Source organism: Streptomyces flaveus, from assembly GCF_014647675.1.
GTDB classification, from domain to species: domain Bacteria; phylum Actinomycetota; class Actinomycetes; order Streptomycetales; family Streptomycetaceae; genus Streptomyces; species Streptomyces flaveus.
Window position 1 is genome coordinate 348570 of the sequence record NZ_BMPQ01000006.1, and the last position, 17827, is coordinate 366396.

A 17827-nucleotide genomic window follows, 5' to 3' on the forward strand; every position below is an offset into this window, starting at 1 on the left:
CGAGCCTAACCGGCTCCGGGCGATCGGCCAGCCGTTCGCCCCGCCCATGGACCGAACCGAGAGTAAATTGTTTCCTAACGGAACAAATCCGAAGAGGGCAGGGCAGGGGACAAGGCAGGGGCAAAAAAAGTCCCGCCTCGGTGCGTACGGGGGAAGACGCACCGGGGCGGGACTGCCTGGGGGGCTCAGCTTCAGCCGAGTTGGGGCTCGGCTTCGGCTGAGCCGAGGGCTCAGCCGGCGCCGCTCTGGGAGCCGGGCTTCGGCTGAGCCGGGGACTCAGTTCAGCTGAGGTGCAGCTGCTGGCCCGGGTAGATGACGTCGGCGTTGTCGACGATGTCGTCGTTCAGCTTGTACAGCTTCTGCCAGCCGCCCTTGACCTTCTTCTCCGTGGCGATCTCGCTGAGGGTGTCACCCTTGACGACCTTGTACTCGCCGTCGCCCTTCTTGACCTTCTTGCCGGTCGGGGTGGTGACGGTCTTCTTGGCAGCCGGGCGGTCCGCGGAGCGGGAGGCGCGCTCCTCCTGGGCCGGGGCGCTCTGCTGCTGGGACTGCTGGGTGTTCTCCTGCGCGGCACCGGAGTCGGAGGAGCCGCCGCCGGTGTACCCGGCGCTCGACAGGCCCTTGCCGCAGACCGGCCAGGCACCCTTGCCCTGGCCCGCGAGGACCTTCTCGGCGATCTCGATCTGCTGGGCCTTGGAGGCCTGGTCGGCGGTGGCGGCGTACTTCGTGCCGCCGTAGCCGGCCCAGGTGGAGGCGGAGAACTGCAGGCCGCCGTAGTAGCCGTTGCCGGTGTTGATGGACCAGTTGCCGCCCGACTCGCACTGGGCGACGGTGTCCCACTCGGAGGCGGTGGCGGCGGAGGCCGTACCCGACACCATCAGCGGGGCGGCGATGGCGGCACCGGTGACACCGGCGAGCGTGGCCATGCGGGTGGCCTTGGACGGGCGACGGTGCTTGCCCTTGCCGGAAAGCAGCATGAAGAGATCCCCTCACCGACGCCTACGAGGTGAGCTGTCGGGTTCGGGCCTGGTGAGTTGCCCGGCCGTACGGATCGCTCCGCACGACTTCACCCCAAGCCGCACCTGGTCTCAACGACCGGGCCCGGCACTTACCTTGGGTCCCCCGCTCCTGCCTACGGCGCTTTACGCGACGACTGTTCCCGTACGGCCGTTGGCAGGATTCGGCGTGACGTCCGTCGGGGCCCGCTGTGGCGAGCGGTCACGACCGTAAACACGCGATCCGCCGAATTTCAAAGACGATCAGGGCCTTTGAGATCCATGTCTCACTTTCACCAAACCGGACATTCACCCCGAACTGCCGCCACTTTTGGGCCGGTTCGGCACCTTGTCGACCGCTCAGTCTGTGCCGAGTTCAAGGCGCTGACCGGGAAGGATGAGGTTCGAATCGGCGCCGACGGTCTGCCTGTTCGCAGCGTACAAATCGGACCATCCACCTTGAAGGTCAAGGGAGTCGGCGATCGACCAGAGACTGTCTCCGGAGCGGACGGTGTACGAGCCGTCCGCCGCGTCCGCTTCGTCGCGTGAGGCGCTGCCCGCGCGCGAAGCATGCCGGCCGGCGGAGTCGTCCGTACGGGGGGGTGCGGCATCCTCTTCGGCGCTGCCGCCGCGATGGCGGCCGGTGGCTGCGTCTGTGTCGTCTGTGTTTGTACTCTCACTGCCCGAAGCGTCGGCGTTCTGACCAGAGTTGCCCGAGTCGCCCTCGTTTGTCGCTTCTGTGGGCGAACTGTCAGGGCTCGGCGATTCGGCGGTGGGGCCGCTGTCGGAATCCTGTGACGCGTCAGCGGACGACTCGGATGTACCGGACGAGTCCGATTCGGAGGACGTACCGGACGAGCCGGAAGTGTCGGACGAATCATCCTTTACGGAGCCGTCACTTGACGTCTGCCCGGAATCTGAACCCGAGTCAGCGCCCGTGCCTGAGCCCGAGTCCACGCCCGGGTCCTCTTCGGTGGACGGGGTAGGAGTGGGCGTGGGTGAGTCCTGCGCCAGGCCGGTGTCGACGTCGGCCGAGTCGGAGTTCTGCGTCAGGCCTGCGATGAGTCCGCAGGTCGCCCAGGGGCTCGTGCCCCGGTCCGCGAGGATCTTCTCGGCGACGGCTATCTGTTGCGAGCGGCTGGCCAGGTCGGCGCTCATCGCGTAGTCGAGACCGCCGTATCGCTCCCACTCCTCCTGGGTCATCGAGAGTCCGCCGTACTCCCCGTTGCCGGGGTTGGCGCTCCACGAGCCGCCGCTCTCGCACTCCGCGACCGCGTCCCAGGTCGTACCGCTGGCGGCACTCGCACCGCTCGCTCCGAGCAAAGGGATCGCGATGGCCGATCCGGTCACCCCTGCCGCGACGAAGAGAGCGGGCGCCTGACGGGGGCGACGGTGTCGACCGTTCCCGGAGAGCATGTGATTGCCTTTCACGCGACAGTGTGTGACATGGGTGTGACCAGTGGGACTGCTGAGATCCGCTTTCGCGTGAACCTAGTGGGACCTGATCACTTGTCACCAGTAGATGTAGCGTAGATCACGTAAAGATCACGGACTTGAGGGTATGTCAGCTTTGAACTGGGGGTTCGTCGGTTTGAGCCCGGGGTTCGTCCACGCCGCGGCCGGTACCGTCACCTCGTGAACGCCCCATACCTCGGACCCGAACTCTTCACCTGGGAGTTCGCCAGCGACCCCTATCCCGCCTACGCATGGCTCCGCGAGCACGCCCCTGTGCACCGCACCACGCTCCCCAGCGGTGTCGAGGCGTGGCTCGTGACTCGGTACGCGGACGCCAAGCAGGCCCTGGCCGACCAGCGGCTCTCCAAGAATCCCGTGCACCATTCCGAGGACGCCCACGGCAAGAGCAAGACGGGCATCCCCGGCGAGCGCAGCGCCAACCTGATGACTCATCTGCTCAACATCGATCCGCCGGACCACACGCGGCTCCGTCGGCTCGTCTCCAAGGCGTTCACTCCCCGCCGCGTGGCCGAATTCACGACTCGCGTCCAGGAGTTGACCGACCAGCTCATCGACCAGTTCGCGCACAAGGGCTCCGCCGACCTCATCCACGAGTTCGCGTTCCCCCTCCCCATCTACGCCATCTGCGACCTGCTCGGCGTCCCCCGCGAGGACCAGGACGACTTCCGGGACTGGGCGGGGATGATGATCCGGCACGGGGGTGGGCCGCGCGGCGGCGTCGCACGGTCCGTGAAGAAGATGCGCGGCTATCTCGCCGAGCTGATCCACCGCAAACGGGAGGCGCTTCCGGACACCCCCAGCCCCGGCGAAGACCTCATCTCCGGGCTCATCCGCGCCTCCGACCACGGCGAGCATCTCACCGAGAACGAAGCCGCGGCCATGTGTTTTGTGCTGCTTTTTGCCGGTTTCGAAACGACCATCAACCTCATCGGCAACGGCACGTACGCACTACTTCGCAACCCGAAGCAGCGCGCACAACTGCAGAAGTCCATCGAGCGTGGCGAACAAGAACTGCTCGACACCGGCATCGAAGAGCTTCTCCGTTACGACGGTCCCGTCGAACTGGCTACTTGGCGCTACGCAACCGAGCCCCTCGACATCGGCGGACAACACATCGCTTCTGGCGACCCCGTACTCGTGGTCCTCGCCGCTGCCGACCGTGATCCCGCCCGTTTCGACGAGCCGGACACACTCGACCTCTCCCGCCGGGACAACCAGCACCTCGGCTACGGGCATGGCATCCACTACTGCCTCGGCGCCCCACTCGCCCGCCTGGAAGGCCGCACCGCCCTGGCCACCTTGCTGCGCCGCCTGCCCGATCTTCGGCTCGCCGCCGATCCCGCGGACCTTCGCTGGCGAGGCGGCCTGATCATGCGCGGGCTGCGCAACCTCCCGGTGGAGTTCACGGCCGTACGCCCTTGACCTTGGCCGCCCTTAGGGGTTCCGCGTCAGCCCTCCGTCGCCCGTATCGCGTCCCGATACGCTCGCGCAGCGGCTCGCAGGGCCGCCTCCGGGTCCACACCCTCCGCCTCGGCTCGTACGGCCATCGCGAGCAACTCGTAGCCGATGCCCTCGCCCTGGGGTATCGGCACCTCAAGTCCCGCTGTGCGGACGCGGGATGCCAGCTTTGCTGCCAGGGCCAGGCCTGGCTGGCCCAGTGGGATGCCCTCCGTCACGGACGTGCGCTGCTTTTCCACCGCCTTGGTGCGCAGCCAGTGGGCCTTGACCTCTTCGGGGGTCGCGGCGGTTTCGTCGCCGAAGACGTGGGGGTGGCGGTGGATGAGCTTGGTGACGATGGTGCCTGCGACGTCGTCCACGGAGAAGGGTTCCTCGGGGTCCTCTTCCGCTATCCGGGCGTGGAAGACGACCTGGAGCAGGACGTCGCCCAGTTCCTCCCGCAGTTCGTGACGGTCGCCCTCCTCGATCGCCTCGACGAGTTCGTACGCCTCCTCGATGCCGTATTTCGCGAGGCCCTTGTGGGTCTGCTGGGACGACCAGGGGCATTCGGCGCGGATGCGGTCCATGACCTGGACCAGGTCGAGGAGGCGGGCGCCGGGGAGGTCGTACGAGGCGGGGAGCAGTTCGAGGTCGGGCATCTGGACTCGGCCGGAGCCGGCCAGGCGGGCCAGCCCGTCGGTCAGTTGCGGCTCGCCCTCGCCCGTGGCGACCACCGTCACCGTGCGGCCGCCGGTGCAGGCGTCGACGAGTTCCTCGGCGGTCGGCTCGGCCTCGTCGACCTTGACGCCGGCCTCGCGCAGATACGGCAGCTGGGGGTGGGCGCCGTCCGCGCACAGGACGCGGTCGGCGCCGTGCAGCGCCTGCCAGGCGGGCCAGGACAGGAGCCCGGGCGCGACGCGGTGGCTGGTGGTGAGCAGGACGATGCGCCCCGGGCTGGATGCGTTCACCCCTCGAACGTAACCCACGCCACTGACATCAAGGTCAGGCCCCGGATGGAGACAGCGGTTACGCGGTCTCCTGACTGCCCGCCTGTGTGACCTGGCGCAGCCACGGCAGCTTGGCCTCGACGCGGCTGTTCTTCTTGGCGTCCCAGGTGCCGTAACGCGGGTTCAGGTCGATGTCGAGTTTCTTGGAGGCGTCGGACAGGGCTGCCCAGAACGCGGGCCCGCTGGTGTCGGTGCCGAGCTTGGCGGCGAGCTTCTGGGCCTCGAGCTGGAGGCGGAGGTTCTCGTCGATCCGCTGCGGCGGGATGCCGTACTGCTGCAACCAGCCCGCTTCCAGGGCCTTGACGCCACCCGGCTGGTTCTCGAGGTTGGCGCGGGTCCGCGTGACCTCCTTGCGGGAGACGGTCACGCCCGCGTTCTGGGCGGCCTGGTGCAGCACACGGTCGAGAACCATGTTGTTCAGGATCTCGCGGGTGAGGCCGCCGGACTGGGCGATGGTCTGCTCGTACTGGGCGTCGTCCGTGACGGCGGCCCGCTGTGCGGTACGCACCTCGGTCACCCGGTTCTCCAGCTGGGAGACCGTGATCCGGTCGTCGCCGACGACGGCCGCGGCACCGGGATGCGCCTCGTCCGAGCAGGCGGTGAGGAGGGGTGCCGCGGTGGCGAGCGTGGCGGCGAGGAGGAGCGCGGTGCGACGGCGGCGGTGCAAGGGAGAACCTCCATGGGGAGCTTGTGCGACGGTGCACAAAGTCTTGCGATGATCGATGGTAGGCAGGGGACCGGCTCTCGGCCACCCATTCGACCCAACGATTCGCCAAAGGTTCCGTACTGCCCCGAAGCCCCTGTGGCCTCACTAACCGCGCACTTGGCCCAGCCACTGCAACGTCCGCCGGATCTCCACCGCCATCGGCTGCCCCGGCCCTTGGAGGCGCTCCACGTCGAGGAGCAGTCGGGCCAGGGTTTCGTGGGCGGCGCCTCGGTCGCCGAGAGCGAGCAGGAGGTGGCCGATGCGGCGGCGTACGTCGTAGGAGAGTTCGGGGTCGCCGGCCACGTACTGGTTCTCGTAGTAGGGCAGCAGGGACCGGTATTCCGCGAGCGCGGCGGCGGGTTCGCCGAGCTGTTCGAGGCACTGGGCGGCCTCGTAGCGGAAGCGCAGGGACTGCGGGTCGGCGTGGCCCGCCTCCTTGGCGCGCTCGTCGGCGAGGCGGCGCAGCTCGGGCAGGGCGCGGCGGAACTGGCCGTCGTCCATCAGCGTGGCCGCGTACTGCTTGCGCAGGGTGCGGACGACGGGCGAGTGCTCGCCGTGCTGCTCGGCGGCGGCCGGGAGGATCGAGCCGAGGATGTCGACGGCCTGCGTGATCCGGCCCTCGCCGAGGAGCTGCTTGACCTCGTCGACGGCGCGCGCGACATCGGGTTTCTCCACGGCGGGGGTGGCCTGCGGCTGGGCGGCGGGGGTGCGGGCCCGGTCGGGCCAGGGGGCGTGCGGGCGCAGGAAGGGGCGCGCCGGGTCGAGCGGGCCGCCGCTGGGGATTCCGCGCGCGGGGAGCATCGGGAGCAGTTGTTCGTAGGTGTCCTGCGCGGAGGCCGGGCGGTGCTGCGGGTCCTTGGAGAGCAGGCGCAGGACGAGGGCTTCGAGCGGCTCGGGGACTTCGGGGCGCAGTTGGCGTACCGGAACGGGCGGTTCGTAGAGGTGCCGGTGGAGCACGCCGAGGGCGGTGGAGCCGGAGAACGGCACGTCTCCGCTGAGCAGTTCGTGCAGCAGCACGCCGAGCGCGTACAGGTCGGTGTACGGGCCGACGGCGCCGCCCATTGCCTGCTCGGGCGCCATGTAGGCGGGGCTGCCGATGGGTGAGCCGGTGTGGGTGAGGCGGGTCGTGTCCGTGTCCATGACGGAGGCGACGCCGAGGTCGAGGACGGTGACCGTGCCGTCCTGCTTGACCATGACATTGCGGGGCTTCAGGTCACGGTGCACGATCGGCACGGCATGCACCGCGGACAGTACGGCGCACAGCTGGGCGGCGACCGCGACGGCCCACTGCCAGGGGTACGGATCGTGTTCGGCGAGGTGGCCGGCGAGGTCGACTCCGTCGACGTACTGCATGACGAGGAACAGCTCCTCGCCCTCGATGCCGGCGTCGTGCACGGTGACCAGGCCGGGGTGGTCGACCTGGGCGGTGACGCGGCACTCGCGTACGAACCGGCGGCGCAGCTCGTCGGCCTCGTGGCCCGCGACCTTGTCGGGGCGCAGCAGCTTGACCGCGACGCGCCGGTCCAGGCGCTGGTCGTACGCCGTCCACACCTGGCCCATGCCGCCCTGGCCGATGAGCGTGGACAGTTCGTAGCGGCCGGTGATCACACGTCCCGACGCCACCGTCACCTGCCGTCCTCGTGCTTGCGGAGGTAGTCACTCAGCTCGTCGAGCTCGGCGCGCACCTGGTCGATCCGGACGGGCGCGGGGCGCTGCGGGGGCGGCGGGGCGGGTGCCGACTGGGGCGGGGGAGGCTGCGGGACGGGTGTGCCGCCGTACGGCTGCGGGGCAGGCGGCTGCGGGACGGGTGTGCCGGCGTGGGGGGCGGGCGGCGCCTGCTGGTAGCCGTAGAGGGTCGTCTGCTGGGGCGGCATGTTGGCCATGGGCATGGGCCGCCCGTAATAGTGGATGTCCACGACCAGGAAGTAGATGGCGCAGGCCAGGCCGTTCAACATCATGAGGACCAGGCCCAGGGAGCCGGCCGGGCTGCTGAAGTCGTCGGTGTCGTCGGTGCTCATGAGCCCGATGGCGAAGGTCCAGATCACGATCGAGGCTGCGAAGGCCCACCACTCGCGCTGTCTGCGGGTCACCAGGGCGGCCCGCAGCGTCGCCGGCCAGGGGAGCATCCCGCAGGTCATCAGGGGCAGCGCCGTGAGGATCACGCGCAGCGTCACCACCGCCCCCGTCGAGGGTCGACGCGGCGGTGGCGGCGCGTAGCCGTGGCCGTGCATGGATGCTCCTGAAGACCTGATACCGGCAGACATACGAGTGTGAAGACGAGCGTATAGGCCGACAAGGACAACGGTCCCTGCTTGTACCGAACCGTTGTAACGCCGAGCACCTACGGGGCTACTCAGTTTGCGTGGAACCGTTCCGGCGCCGTTGTCGGGTTCCCGCCCGACGGGAGCCGCTGCCCCGGGCAGCCGGACAGCACCCCCTCCATGGCGGCCTTCTCGGCGGCCGTGACCCACAGCCCGTACTTCTTCTTCACGGCCACCTGTCCTGCCACATACGTGCAGCGGTACGCCTTGTTGGGCGGGAGCCAGGTCGCCGTGTCACCGTCGCTCTTGCTGCGGTTGGTGCTCGCGTCGACGGCGAGGAGGTTGAGCGGGTCGTTGGCCAGGGCTATTCGCTTGCTGGGGTCCCATTGTTGGGCGCCCTTCTGCCAGGCGTCCGACAGGGCGACGACGTGGTCTATGTCGACTTGGCTGCGGCCGCGTACGAACGTCACGTCCTTGTTGGTGTACGGGTCCGGGTCCAGCGTCCCCGATCTGACCTCGCAGTCGCCGTCGCTGAACTTCACGTCCTTCAGATCCCGCTTGAGTATGTCGTCGCGGGTTCCACAGCCGTTCGAGTCGGTGTCGGCCCAGGGGCTGCCGAACTTGTCGCGGTCGTATCCCGTCTTGGGCGCCCTCCCCTTGACGGTCAGCGAGTCGACGGCGGCGCGGGCGGCGCCACCGGCCGATTCACCGGAGCCGGCCGAAGCCGATGACTCTGTCGGTTCGTCCGGTCCCGTCGAGCCCGTGCCGTCCACGGTGCAGCCGGCCACGGCGAGCAGCATGACGGCAGCACCGGCACCCCTGGTCCAGAGCGTCATGCGCGCTCTCCTTCCCTTGCCTCCTGACCGCCCTGTCCGGGCGGCCCCTCACGACCCCAGGATCGAAGCCAGGAACTCCCCCGTCCACCCCAGCAACTCCCGCCCGACCAGCGGCTTTCCGCCCACCTTCGCTGTCTTCGGGCGGGGCACAAGGACCTGGTGGGCGGCCGGCTTGATGATGGTCCCCGGGTACAGCCGCTTGAGGCGCAGCTCTTGCGACTCCCTCAGCTCCACCGGCGCGAACCGGATGTTGTTGCCCTGGAGGACGATCTCGGCGACGCCGCACGCCCGCGCGAGCATGCGGAGTCCGGCCACCAGCAGCAGGTTCTCCACCGGCTCGGGCAACTTGCCGTAGCGGTCGACGAGTTCCTCGCGTACGGACTTGATGTCGTCCTCGGAGTTCACCGACGCGATCGCGCGGTACGCCTGGAGGCGCAGCCGCTCGCCGGGCGCGTAGTCGTGCGGGACGTGGGCGTCGACCGGGAGCTCGATCTTGACCTCCAGCGGCGCCTCCTCCTCCACGCCGCCCTCCAGCGACGCCCGGTAGTCCGCGACCGCCTCGCCCACCATGCGTACGTACAGGTCGAAGCCGACGCCCGCGATGTGGCCGGACTGCTCGCCGCCCAGGAGGTTGCCCGCGCCCCGGATCTCCAGGTCCTTCATGGCCACGTACATGCCCGCGCCCATCTCCGTGTGCTGGGCGATGGTGGCGAGGCGCTCGTGGGCCGTCTCCGTCAGCGGCTTCTCCGGCGGGTAGAGGAAGTACGCGTAACCCCGCTCACGGCCACGCCCCACCCGGCCCCGCAGCTGGTGCAGCTGGGAGAGGCCGAAGTTGTCGCCGCGCTCCACGATCAGCGTGTTGGCGTTGGAGATGTCGATGCCCGACTCCACGATCGTCGTCGACACGAGCACGTCGAACTTCTTCTCCCAGAAGTCGACGACGACCTGTTCCAGGGCCTGTTCCGACATCTGGCCGTGGGCCGTCGCGATGCGCGCCTCCGGGACGATCTCCCTCAGCCTCGCCGCCGCGCGGTCGATCGACTCGACACGGTTGTGGATGTAGAAGACCTGCCCCTCGCGCAGCAGTTCACGTCGGATCGCCGCGCCGATCTGCTTCTCCTCGTACGGACCGACGAAGGTCAGGACGGGGTGCCGCTCCTCCGGAGGAGTCGTGATCGTGGACATCTCGCGGATGCCCGTCACCGCCATCTCCAGGGTCCTGGGGATCGGAGTGGCCGACATCGTCAGCACGTCCACATTGGCGCGCAGCTTCTTCAGCTGCTCCTTGTGCTCGACACCGAACCGCTGTTCCTCGTCGACGATCACGAGCCCCAGGTCCTTGAACTTGGTCTCGGCGGAGAACAGCCGATGCGTGCCGATGACGACATCCACCGAGCCGTCCCGCAGCCCTTCCAGGACCGCCTTCGCCTCCGTGTCCGACTGGAAGCGCGACAACGCCCGTACGTTCACCGGGAACTGCGAGTAACGCTCGCCGAACGTCCCGAAGTGCTGCTGCACCAGCAACGTAGTGGGAACCAGCACCGCCACCTGCTTGCCGTCCTGCACCGCCTTGAAGGCGGCCCGTACCGCGATCTCCGTCTTGCCGTAGCCGACGTCGCCGCAGATCAGGCGGTCCATCGGGACCGTCTTCTCCATGTCCTCCTTGACCTCGGCGATGGTCGTCAGCTGGTCGGGCGTCTCCACGTACGGGAAGGCGTCCTCCAGCTCCCGCTGCCACGGGGTGTCCGAGCCGAAGGCGTGCCCCGGTGCCGCCATCCGCGCGCTGTAGAGCCTGATCAGGTCGGCCGCGATCTCCTTGACGGCCTTTTTCGCGCGCGCCTTGGTCTTGGTCCAGTCGGCGCCGCCCAGGCGGTGCATCGTGGGGGCTTCGCCGCCCACGTACTTGGTGATCTGTTCCAGCTGGTCGGTCGGGATGTAGAGCCGGTCGCCGGGCTGGCCGCGCTTGGCGGGCGCGTACTCGACGACCAGGTACTCGCGGGTCGCGCCCTGGACGGTGCGCTGGACCATCTCGATGTAGCGGCCGACGCCGTGCTGCTCGTGGACGATGTAGTCGCCCGTCTCCAGGGTGAGCGGGTCGATGGTCTTGCGGCGGCGGGCGGGCATGCGCACGCCCTCCTTGCCCGCCGCCCGCTGACCGGTGAGGTCGGTCTCGGTGAGGACGACGAGCTTCAGTGCCGTATCGATGAAGCCGTACTCGATCGAGCCGCACGCAACCTGGACGACGGAGGGCGCCAGCGTGGCGAGGTCCGATTCCAGGCGGGCCGCGATGCCCTCGCCGCCGAGGACCTCGACGGTACGGGCGGCCGGGCCGTGGCCCTCGGTGACGAACACCGCGCGCCAGCCGTCCGCGAGCCAGCCCTTGGTGTCGGCGAGTGCCCTGGCGGTGTCGCCGCGGTACGCCTCCGGGGCGTGCATGCCGAGCTTCAGCGTGTCCGCGTCGCCCTCTTCGTCCGCGGCGAACGGGGACACCGACCACCACATCATGTCCATCTCACGGGCCCGGTCCCGCACGTCCGCGATGGCCCACAGGGAGGCCGCGCCGACGTCGATGGGCGCCTCGCCGCCGCCCGCGGTCGCAGCCCAGGACGCCTGCAGGAACTCCTGCGAGGTCGCCACCAGGTCCGAGGCCCGCGTCCGCACCCGCTCCGGATCGCATACGACGGCCATCGATCCCTGGGGCAGTACGTCGAGGAGCAGCTCCATGTCGTCGACGAGTACGGGGGCCAGGGACTCCATGCCCTCGACGGCGATGCCCTCCGCGATCTTCCCGAGCAGTTCGCCCAGTTCGGGATGCTCCTCGGCCAGCGCCGCCGCCCGCTCCCGGACCTCGTCCGTCAGCAGCAGCTCACGGCAGGGCGGTGCCCACAGGCCATGTGCGGCGATTTCGAGGGACCGCTGGTCGGCGACCTTGAAGTAACGGATCTCCTCCACGTCGTCGCCCCAGAACTCCACGCGCAGCGGGTGCTCCTCGGTGGGCGGGAAGACGTCGAGGATTCCGCCCCGTACGGCGAACTCGCCGCGCTTCTCGACCAGTTCGACTCGGGAGTACGCCGCTGCCGCCAGCGCCTCGACGACGTCGCCGAGGTCGGCGCTCTCGCCGGTCCGCAGGGCCACCGGCTCCAGGTCTCCCAGGCCCTTGACCTGGGGCTGGAGCACGGAGCGCACGGGCGAGACGATGACCGAGACCGGGCCGGTCTCCGGGTCGTCCGGGCGCGGGTGCGCGAGCCGCCGCAGTACGGCCAGCCGCCGCCCCACGGTGTCGCTGCGCGGGGAGAGGCGCTCGTGCGGGAGGGTCTCCCAGGACGGGTACTCCACGACGGTGTCGGGAGGCAGCAGGGACCTGAGCGCCGCCGCCAGATCCTCGGCCTCGCGCCCCGTGGCGGTCACCGCGAGGACCGTACGGCGGGTTTCCCTGGCCAGCGCCGCGATCGTGAAGGGACGGGCCGCGGGTGGTCCGACCAGGTCGACGTGCATCCGGTTGCCGTCCGTGGCGGCCTTCACCGCTTCGGTGAGTGCGGCATCCTTGACGACGGCGTCGAGCAGACCGTGCAGGCTCATGAAGAGGCTTCCATCCGAGGGGTGGGCAACGCGGAACGCCCGACACGTGTACGGGCCGGGGGTGTCCTAGGGTACGTCGGCTCGGTCACGGGTGTCGGGCCTGTGGACAACGTCTGGGCACACCCACCGCAGAGGTACCGTCTCAATTCGAACCCCTGGCCCGACCCCCTGACCCGACCGAAGGACCCGACCCGTGCACGGAGCCCCCGTCGCCACGTCCGAAACCGACCGGACCGCGCAGGACCCGCCCCTCGTCCCGGCGCCGGTCGCGTCCTCCCGTGACCGGGGGCTGCGCCGCCTGCTGGACGGGCGGCGGGATCCGCAGATCCTGGCCGGCGTGCTGTTCGTGGCGTATGCCGTGGTCTCCATAGGTCGCTACCTGCGGCTGGGAACCAGGTCCTGGGACCTCGGCATCTTCGAGCAGGCCGTGCGCGCGTACGCCCATCTCCAGGTGCCCGTCGTGGATCTCAAGGGCCCCGGGGCCAACGTCCTGGGCGACCACTTCAGCCCCGTCACCGCGCTGCTCGCCCCCCTCTACCGGCTCTTCCCCTCCCCCGTCACACTGCTCGTCGCCCAGGCCGCGCTGCTGGCGCTGTCCGCCGTGCCGGTCACCCGGGCCGCCGCCCGGCTGCTCGGCCGGAGGCGCGGGCTCGCGCTCGGCGTCGCGTACGGACTGTCATGGGGCATCCAGCGGGCCGTCGACTTCGACTTCCACGAGATCTGCTTCGCCGTCCCACTGATCGCCTTCGCCCTGGAGGCGTTGCTGCGGCAGCGGTGGCGGGCCGCACTGTGCTGGGCCCTCCCCCTCGTCCTGGTCAAGGAGGACCTGGGTCTGACGCTGGCCGCTCTCGCCCTGGTCGTCGCGCTGCGAGCCCGGACATCCTCTCGCCGGACGGCCCTGGCCGCGCTCGGCGTCGCGGTCTTCGGCGTGCTGGCCACGGTGGTCACCATGACCCTGGTCATACCTGCCTTCAACACCACGGACGCCTACGACTACTGGAGCAAGGTCAGCGACTCGAGTGGCCCCTTCGACGGCTTCGACACCAAACTCCGCACCCTCGCCTGGCTGTTGATCCCCACCACCGGGCTGCTGGCCCTGCGTTCCCCGCTCCTGCTGGTCATCCTGCCGACCCTGGGCTGGCGGTTCTTCTCCTCCGATCCGCATCACTGGGATACGGAGTGGCACTACAGCGCGGTTCTGATGCCGGTCGTCGTACTCGCCCTCGCCGACGCGCTCGCCCGCGCGCGGCACAGTTCGCGACCCTGGCTGCGGTCGTACGCGCTTCATCTGCCGACCGCCGTCGCCTCGGCGGCACTCGCGCTGACGACCACGTTGCCGCTGGGGGCGCTGACCGAGTCCGCGGCCTATAGCGTGCCCGCGCGTGTTTCCGCCATTGACGGGCTGCTGGGGCGGATCCCGGACGGTGCGACCGTCGAGTCCAACATCGGGCCGATCAGTCGGCTCACGTCTCGGTGCCGGGTCTTCTGGATCACCAACACCCGTGGGGTGACGCCGGACTTCATTGCCTTGGACAACTCGTCCGGGCGTTACGAGGACGTTCCGGGCTATGTCCGGGAATTGCACCCTCGTGCGGAGTACGTCGTTGTGGGCTCCACCCAGGGGTACGTGGTTCTCGAACGCGAGCGATGACGCTCCGCTGAGGACGCGGTTCGTAAGCTGCGGGTTCGTCGTGGCTGGTCGCGCAGTCGAAAACGATCGCGAAGGAGCCCGGCGCCCCCAGCGCCGGGCTCCTTCCCCCGTACCCCCATCCACAGAAGCCTGCGCAGCTACTCCGTCGCGATCGCGTTCAGTACGTTCATCCGGCCCGCCCTGAACGCCGGTACCAGCGCCGCGAACAGCCCCACGAACGCGGACCCCAGGAACACCCCGATGATCGTCGGCCACGGAATCTCCAGGACCTTCAGGCCCTCCAGGGCCAGGAGCTGCTGGGCGGTCGCGCCCCAGCCCATGCCCAGGCCGAGACCCAGCAGGGCGCCGAACAGGGCGATCACCACCGACTCCAGGCGGATCATGCGCCGCAACTGACGGCGCGAGAGGCCGATCGCCCGCATCAGGCCGATCTCCCGTGTCCGCTCCACCACCGACAGCGCCAGGGTGTTCACCACACCCAGGATCGCGACGATGATCGCCAGGGCCAGCAGGCCGTAGATCATGTTCAGGAGCTGGCCGATCTGGTCCTTCAGGGCTTCCTTGTAGTCGGTCTGGTCGCGGACGGTGTACTGCGGGTAGTCGTCCAGCGCGGTCTTCAGCGACTTGTACGCGGCCGCTTCCTGGCCGTCCTTCGCCGAGGCGAAGACCATCGCATCGAGCGGCATCTTGTCGGCGGGGACGTACTTGGCCATCGTGTCGATGGCTGTGTACATGGCCCCCTGGTCGATGACGACCTCACTGCTGGTGATCGCGCGGACCGTCAGCCGGGCCGCCTCACCGCCGGCCTCGAAGGCGACAGTGATCTTGGATCCGAGCTCGATGCCGTGGGCCTTGGCGAAGTCCTCGTGGACGGACATCGAGTCGGGCCGGTAGGCGTCCTTGAGGTTCCCGGCAACCGTCTCGGTGTTCAGGTCCGTGGCGTAGCTCGGGTCGGCCGCCGTGATGGCCGTTTTCTTGAGCGTCTTGCCGTCGGGGGTGGTGAAGTCGGCCTCGGTCCACTTGTACTCGGTGACCCCCTTCAGGCCCTCCGCCGTCCTGGCCGCCCGCACCGCCTGTGACGTGATCAGCTGGCCGCTGTCGGACTGGATGATGAAGTCCGTACCGACGGTCTTGTCCAGCTGGTCCGTGGCCGACGCCACCATCGACGAGCCGACCACCGACAGACACGCGACCAGCGCGAGGCCGATCATGAGCGCGGCGCCGGTCGCCCCCGTACGACGCGGGTTGCGCAGCGCGTTCCGCTCCGCCATCCGCCCGACAGGGCCGAAGATCCGCAGCACCACGGCGCTCAGTACCCGCACCACACCGCTCGCGAGCAGCGGGCCGATGACGACGAAGCCGATCAGCGACAGCACCACACCGCCGCCCAGCCACATCGAGCCCTCGCTCGCCTTGTCGGCCTGGGACGCGAGGTACAGCCCGTAGCCGCCGGCGCCTGTCAGGACCAGGCCCAGCAGGGCCCGTATGACACCGGACTTGGCGTCCACCGGCGCCCCGGAGTCCCGCAGCGCCGCCATCGGCGAGACCTTGCCGGCCCGCCGGGCGGGCAGGTACGCGGCGAGCACGGTGACCACGACGCCGAGCAGCAGGCCGACCACCGGGGTGGTCCAGGCGACGGTGAGGTCGTCGGTGGAGAGGTTCATGCCGGTGGCGCCCATGAGCTTCATCAGGCCGATGGCCAGGCCCACACCCGCACCGACCCCCAGCACCGAGCCGAAGACACCGAGCAGCAGCGCCTCGACGAGCACGGACCGGTTGACCTGCCGGCGGCTCGACCCGACGGCCCGCATCAGGCCGATCTCGCGGGTCCGCTGGGCGACCAGCATCGAGAAGGTGTTGATGATCAGGAAGATGCCGACGAGGAAGGCGATCCCGGCGAAGCCGAGCATCGCGTACTTCATCACGCCCATGAAATCGCCGACGTCCTTGGCGTTGGCGTCCGCGACCTCCTTGGCCGTCTGGATCTGGTAGCCGCTGTCGAGCGCGGCCGTGACGTTCTTCTTCACCTGGGCGTCGCTGAAGCCGGAGGCGGCGGTGACGTTGACGTTGGTGTAGACGCCGGTGTCGCCGACCAGGGCCTTCTGCGCGGTCTTCGTGTCCAGGTAGAAGATCGCGGCACCCGGGTTGGTGACCTCGAACTCCGCGAAGCCCGAGACCTTGGCCCGGTGCGTACCCACCGCCGTGATGACGCCGATCTCGTCGCCGAGCTTCAGGTGGTGCTTGTCGGCGGTGTCGGCGTCGACCATGATCTGGTCCGGTCCGCGCGGGGCGTTGCCGGAGGAGATCTTCATGGTGCGGGCGTCGTTGGCGTTCCAGTTGCCGACGATGGTCGGGGCGCCGCCCGAGGGCGAGAGGCTGTCCTTGTCGGCGTCGACGACGGTCACCGAGGTGGAGAAGACGGTGCCCTCGGCGGACTTGACCCCCTCCGCCTTGCGGACCTCGCCCAGCACGGACGCGGGCATGACCGGCGGTTTGCCGTTGTCGGCCTGGGTCTCCCCGGTGTCCGAGGCGCCCTTGGCGCTGACCTGGACGTCGGACGAGGTGGCCGCGAAGAGCTTGTCGAACGTCGTGTTCATCGTGTCGGTGAAGACGAGCGTGCCGCAGACGAAGGCCACCGACAGCAGGACCGCCACGGCCGAGAGGGCCATACGTCCCTTGTGCGCGAAGAAGTTGCGCATCGAGGTCTTCATGACAGTCATGACGTACGCCCCCGGGCGTCGAAGTCCTTCATCCGGTCCAGGACGGTTTCGGCGGTGGGCTTCCACATCTCGTCGACGATCCGGCCGTCGGCCAGGTACAGCACCCGGTCCGCGTACGAGGCGGCCACCGGGTCGTGGGTGACCATCACGATGGTCTGGCCGAGCTCGTCGACGGAGCGCCGCAGGAAGCCGAGCACCTCGGCGCCGGCCCGGGAGTCGAGGTTCCCGGTCGGCTCGTCACCGAAGATGATCTCGGGCCGGGCGGCCAACGCCCGTGCCACGGCTACGCGTTGCTGCTGGCCGCCGGAGAGCTGGGTCGGCCGGTGCTTGAGGCGGTCGCTCAGGCCGACGGTCTCGACGACCTGGCTGAGCCAGCCCTTGTCCGGCTTACGGCCCGCTATGTCCATGGGCAGCGTGATGTTCTCGAGTGCGTTCAGCGTCGGCAGCAGGTTGAACGCCTGGAAGATGAAGCCGATCCGGTCCCGGCGCAGCTTCGTGAGCTTCTTGTCCTTGAGGCCGGTGATCTCCGTCTCGTCCAGGTAGATCTGCCCGGAGGTGACGGTGTCGAGGCCGGCGAGGCAGTGCATCAGCGTGGACTTGCCGGACCCCGAGGGGCCCATGATCGCGGTGAACTGGCCCCGCGCGATGTCCACGTCGACGTGGTCCAGGGCGACGACGCGGGTCTCCCCGGACCCGTACGCCTTGACGACCTGCCGCGCCCGCGCGGCAACGGCCGTACGCCCTCCAGTGCCCCCGTGCCTGGTAATGGTTACAGCCGAAGTCACGGTATGTCTCCTAAGTCGGTCAGCAGGTGGTACGCATCGTCTGCGTGCTGTGCGTGGTCTGCGTGGTCTTCTACGTGGAATGAGTCTGTCGGCGGGAGGGGGTCCGGCGCGCTGGTGCTCAGCGCAGTCTTTTCCGGGGGTAAACCCCACCTCCGGAGGTGCGGTACTCCGCCCTCAGCGGCGTAAAGCCAGGTTAAGGAGGGGGCAGGTCGCGTCTCGTCCTCCGGCGGTACGAAGCCTCCCCGGTCCGTAGTACGGAGGTACCCCTACGGGATCTCCACCCGACGGCGGAGGGGTCCTAAGGGTCGCCTCCACCCTTGAGGCCAGTCGGCGTCATACCTCCCACGGCGGGAGGGCGAAGTGGGAGAGTGTCC

The 17827-nt window shown here is 69.2% G+C and carries 12 protein-coding genes and 1 riboswitch; of the genes, 2 read left to right on the top strand and 10 right to left on the bottom strand.

The genetic code is table 11. The features are described 5' to 3' along the window. Positions 1-281 precede the first annotated feature (281 nt). Both IEZ21_RS15925 and IEZ21_RS15930 read right to left on the bottom strand, forming a co-directional pair. The gene (locus IEZ21_RS15925; protein WP_189322524.1) at positions 282-977 is read right to left on the bottom strand and encodes a LysM peptidoglycan-binding domain-containing protein; all 696 of its coding nucleotides are present in this window, start codon (positions 975-977) and stop codon (positions 282-284) included. Between the two features lie 4 nt (positions 978-981). Continuing rightward, positions 982-1150: riboswitch (cyclic di-AMP (ydaO/yuaA leader) on the bottom strand. A gap of 205 nt (positions 1151-1355) precedes the next feature. Continuing rightward, positions 1356-2426 (bottom strand): transglycosylase family protein, encoded by a 1071-nt coding sequence (locus IEZ21_RS15930; RefSeq protein ID WP_308429633.1) that lies wholly within the window; start codon positions 2424-2426, stop codon positions 1356-1358. Between the two features lie 204 nt (positions 2427-2630). Here IEZ21_RS15930 and IEZ21_RS15935 point away from each other — a divergent pair, with 204 nt between their 5' ends. Next, a complete protein-coding gene (locus IEZ21_RS15935) occupies positions 2631-3893 on the top strand; it encodes a cytochrome P450 family protein (protein ID WP_189322525.1) in 1263 nt (420 codons plus the stop codon). Between the two features lie 26 nt (positions 3894-3919). Here IEZ21_RS15935 and IEZ21_RS15940 read toward each other — a convergent pair whose 3' ends face one another. The 6 genes from IEZ21_RS15940 to mfd form a co-directional block, all read right to left on the bottom strand. Next, positions 3920-4894 (bottom strand): nucleoside triphosphate pyrophosphohydrolase, encoded by a 975-nt coding sequence (locus tag IEZ21_RS15940; protein ID WP_373302233.1) that lies wholly within the window; start codon positions 4892-4894, stop codon positions 3920-3922. Between the two features lie 40 nt (positions 4895-4934). Continuing rightward, positions 4935-5582, bottom strand: a complete 648-nt coding sequence (locus IEZ21_RS15945) for a SurA N-terminal domain-containing protein (RefSeq protein WP_189322527.1) — start codon at positions 5580-5582, stop codon at positions 4935-4937. Positions 5583-5726: 144 nt separating this feature from the next. After that, positions 5727-7208 carry a serine/threonine-protein kinase gene (locus IEZ21_RS15950; RefSeq protein WP_281399442.1) on the bottom strand — a complete coding sequence of 494 codons (1482 nt, stop codon included), beginning with the start codon at positions 7206-7208 and terminating at the stop codon, positions 5727-5729. A gap of 38 nt (positions 7209-7246) precedes the next feature. Next, positions 7247-7852 carry a hypothetical protein gene (locus tag IEZ21_RS15955; RefSeq protein WP_189322529.1) on the bottom strand — a complete coding sequence of 202 codons (606 nt, stop codon included), beginning with the start codon at positions 7850-7852 and terminating at the stop codon, positions 7247-7249. Between the two features lie 122 nt (positions 7853-7974). Continuing rightward, complete coding sequence (locus IEZ21_RS15960; RefSeq protein WP_189322530.1) at positions 7975-8718, bottom strand: HNH endonuclease family protein; 744 nt, start codon at positions 8716-8718, stop codon at positions 7975-7977. Between the two features lie 48 nt (positions 8719-8766). Then, positions 8767-12297 carry a transcription-repair coupling factor gene (gene mfd / locus IEZ21_RS15965; protein WP_189322531.1) on the bottom strand — a complete coding sequence of 1177 codons (3531 nt, stop codon included), beginning with the start codon at positions 12295-12297 and terminating at the stop codon, positions 8767-8769. A 193-nt stretch (positions 12298-12490) separates the two neighbouring features. On the opposite strand from mfd, the gene IEZ21_RS15970 reads away from it, so the two are divergent. Next, on the top strand, positions 12491-13948 hold the full coding sequence (locus IEZ21_RS15970; protein WP_373302234.1) for a DUF2079 domain-containing protein: 1458 nt from the start codon (positions 12491-12493) through the stop codon (positions 13946-13948). A 137-nt stretch (positions 13949-14085) separates the two neighbouring features. On the opposite strand, the gene IEZ21_RS15975 is transcribed toward IEZ21_RS15970, so the two are convergent. Both IEZ21_RS15975 and IEZ21_RS15980 read right to left on the bottom strand, forming a co-directional pair. Continuing rightward, positions 14086-16668: an ABC transporter permease gene (locus IEZ21_RS15975; protein WP_189322532.1), complete on the bottom strand. Its 2583-nt coding sequence runs from the start codon at positions 16666-16668 to the stop codon at positions 14086-14088. After that, positions 16665-17453 (bottom strand): ABC transporter ATP-binding protein, encoded by a 789-nt coding sequence (locus tag IEZ21_RS15980; RefSeq protein WP_189322533.1) that lies wholly within the window; start codon positions 17451-17453, stop codon positions 16665-16667. Before IEZ21_RS15980 ends, IEZ21_RS15975 begins: the two co-directional genes overlap by 4 nt. Positions 17454-17827 lie beyond the last annotated feature (374 nt).

Bases quoted from the DNA above. Each gene is read 5' to 3' on its own strand.
- IEZ21_RS15925 (WP_189322524.1), bottom strand. From the start codon at position 977: ATGCTGCTTTCCGGCAAGGGCAAGCACCGTCGCCCGTCCAAGGCCACC.
- IEZ21_RS15955 (WP_189322529.1), bottom strand. From the start codon at position 7,852: ATGCACGGCCACGGCTACGCGCCGCCACCGCCGCGTCGACCCTCGACG.
- IEZ21_RS15960 (WP_189322530.1), bottom strand. From the start codon at position 8,718: ATGACGCTCTGGACCAGGGGTGCCGGTGCTGCCGTCATGCTGCTCGCC.
- mfd (WP_189322531.1), bottom strand. From the start codon at position 12,297: ATGAGCCTGCACGGTCTGCTCGACGCCGTCGTCAAGGATGCCGCACTC.
- IEZ21_RS15975 (WP_189322532.1), bottom strand. From the start codon at position 16,668: ATGACTGTCATGAAGACCTCGATGCGCAACTTCTTCGCGCACAAGGGA.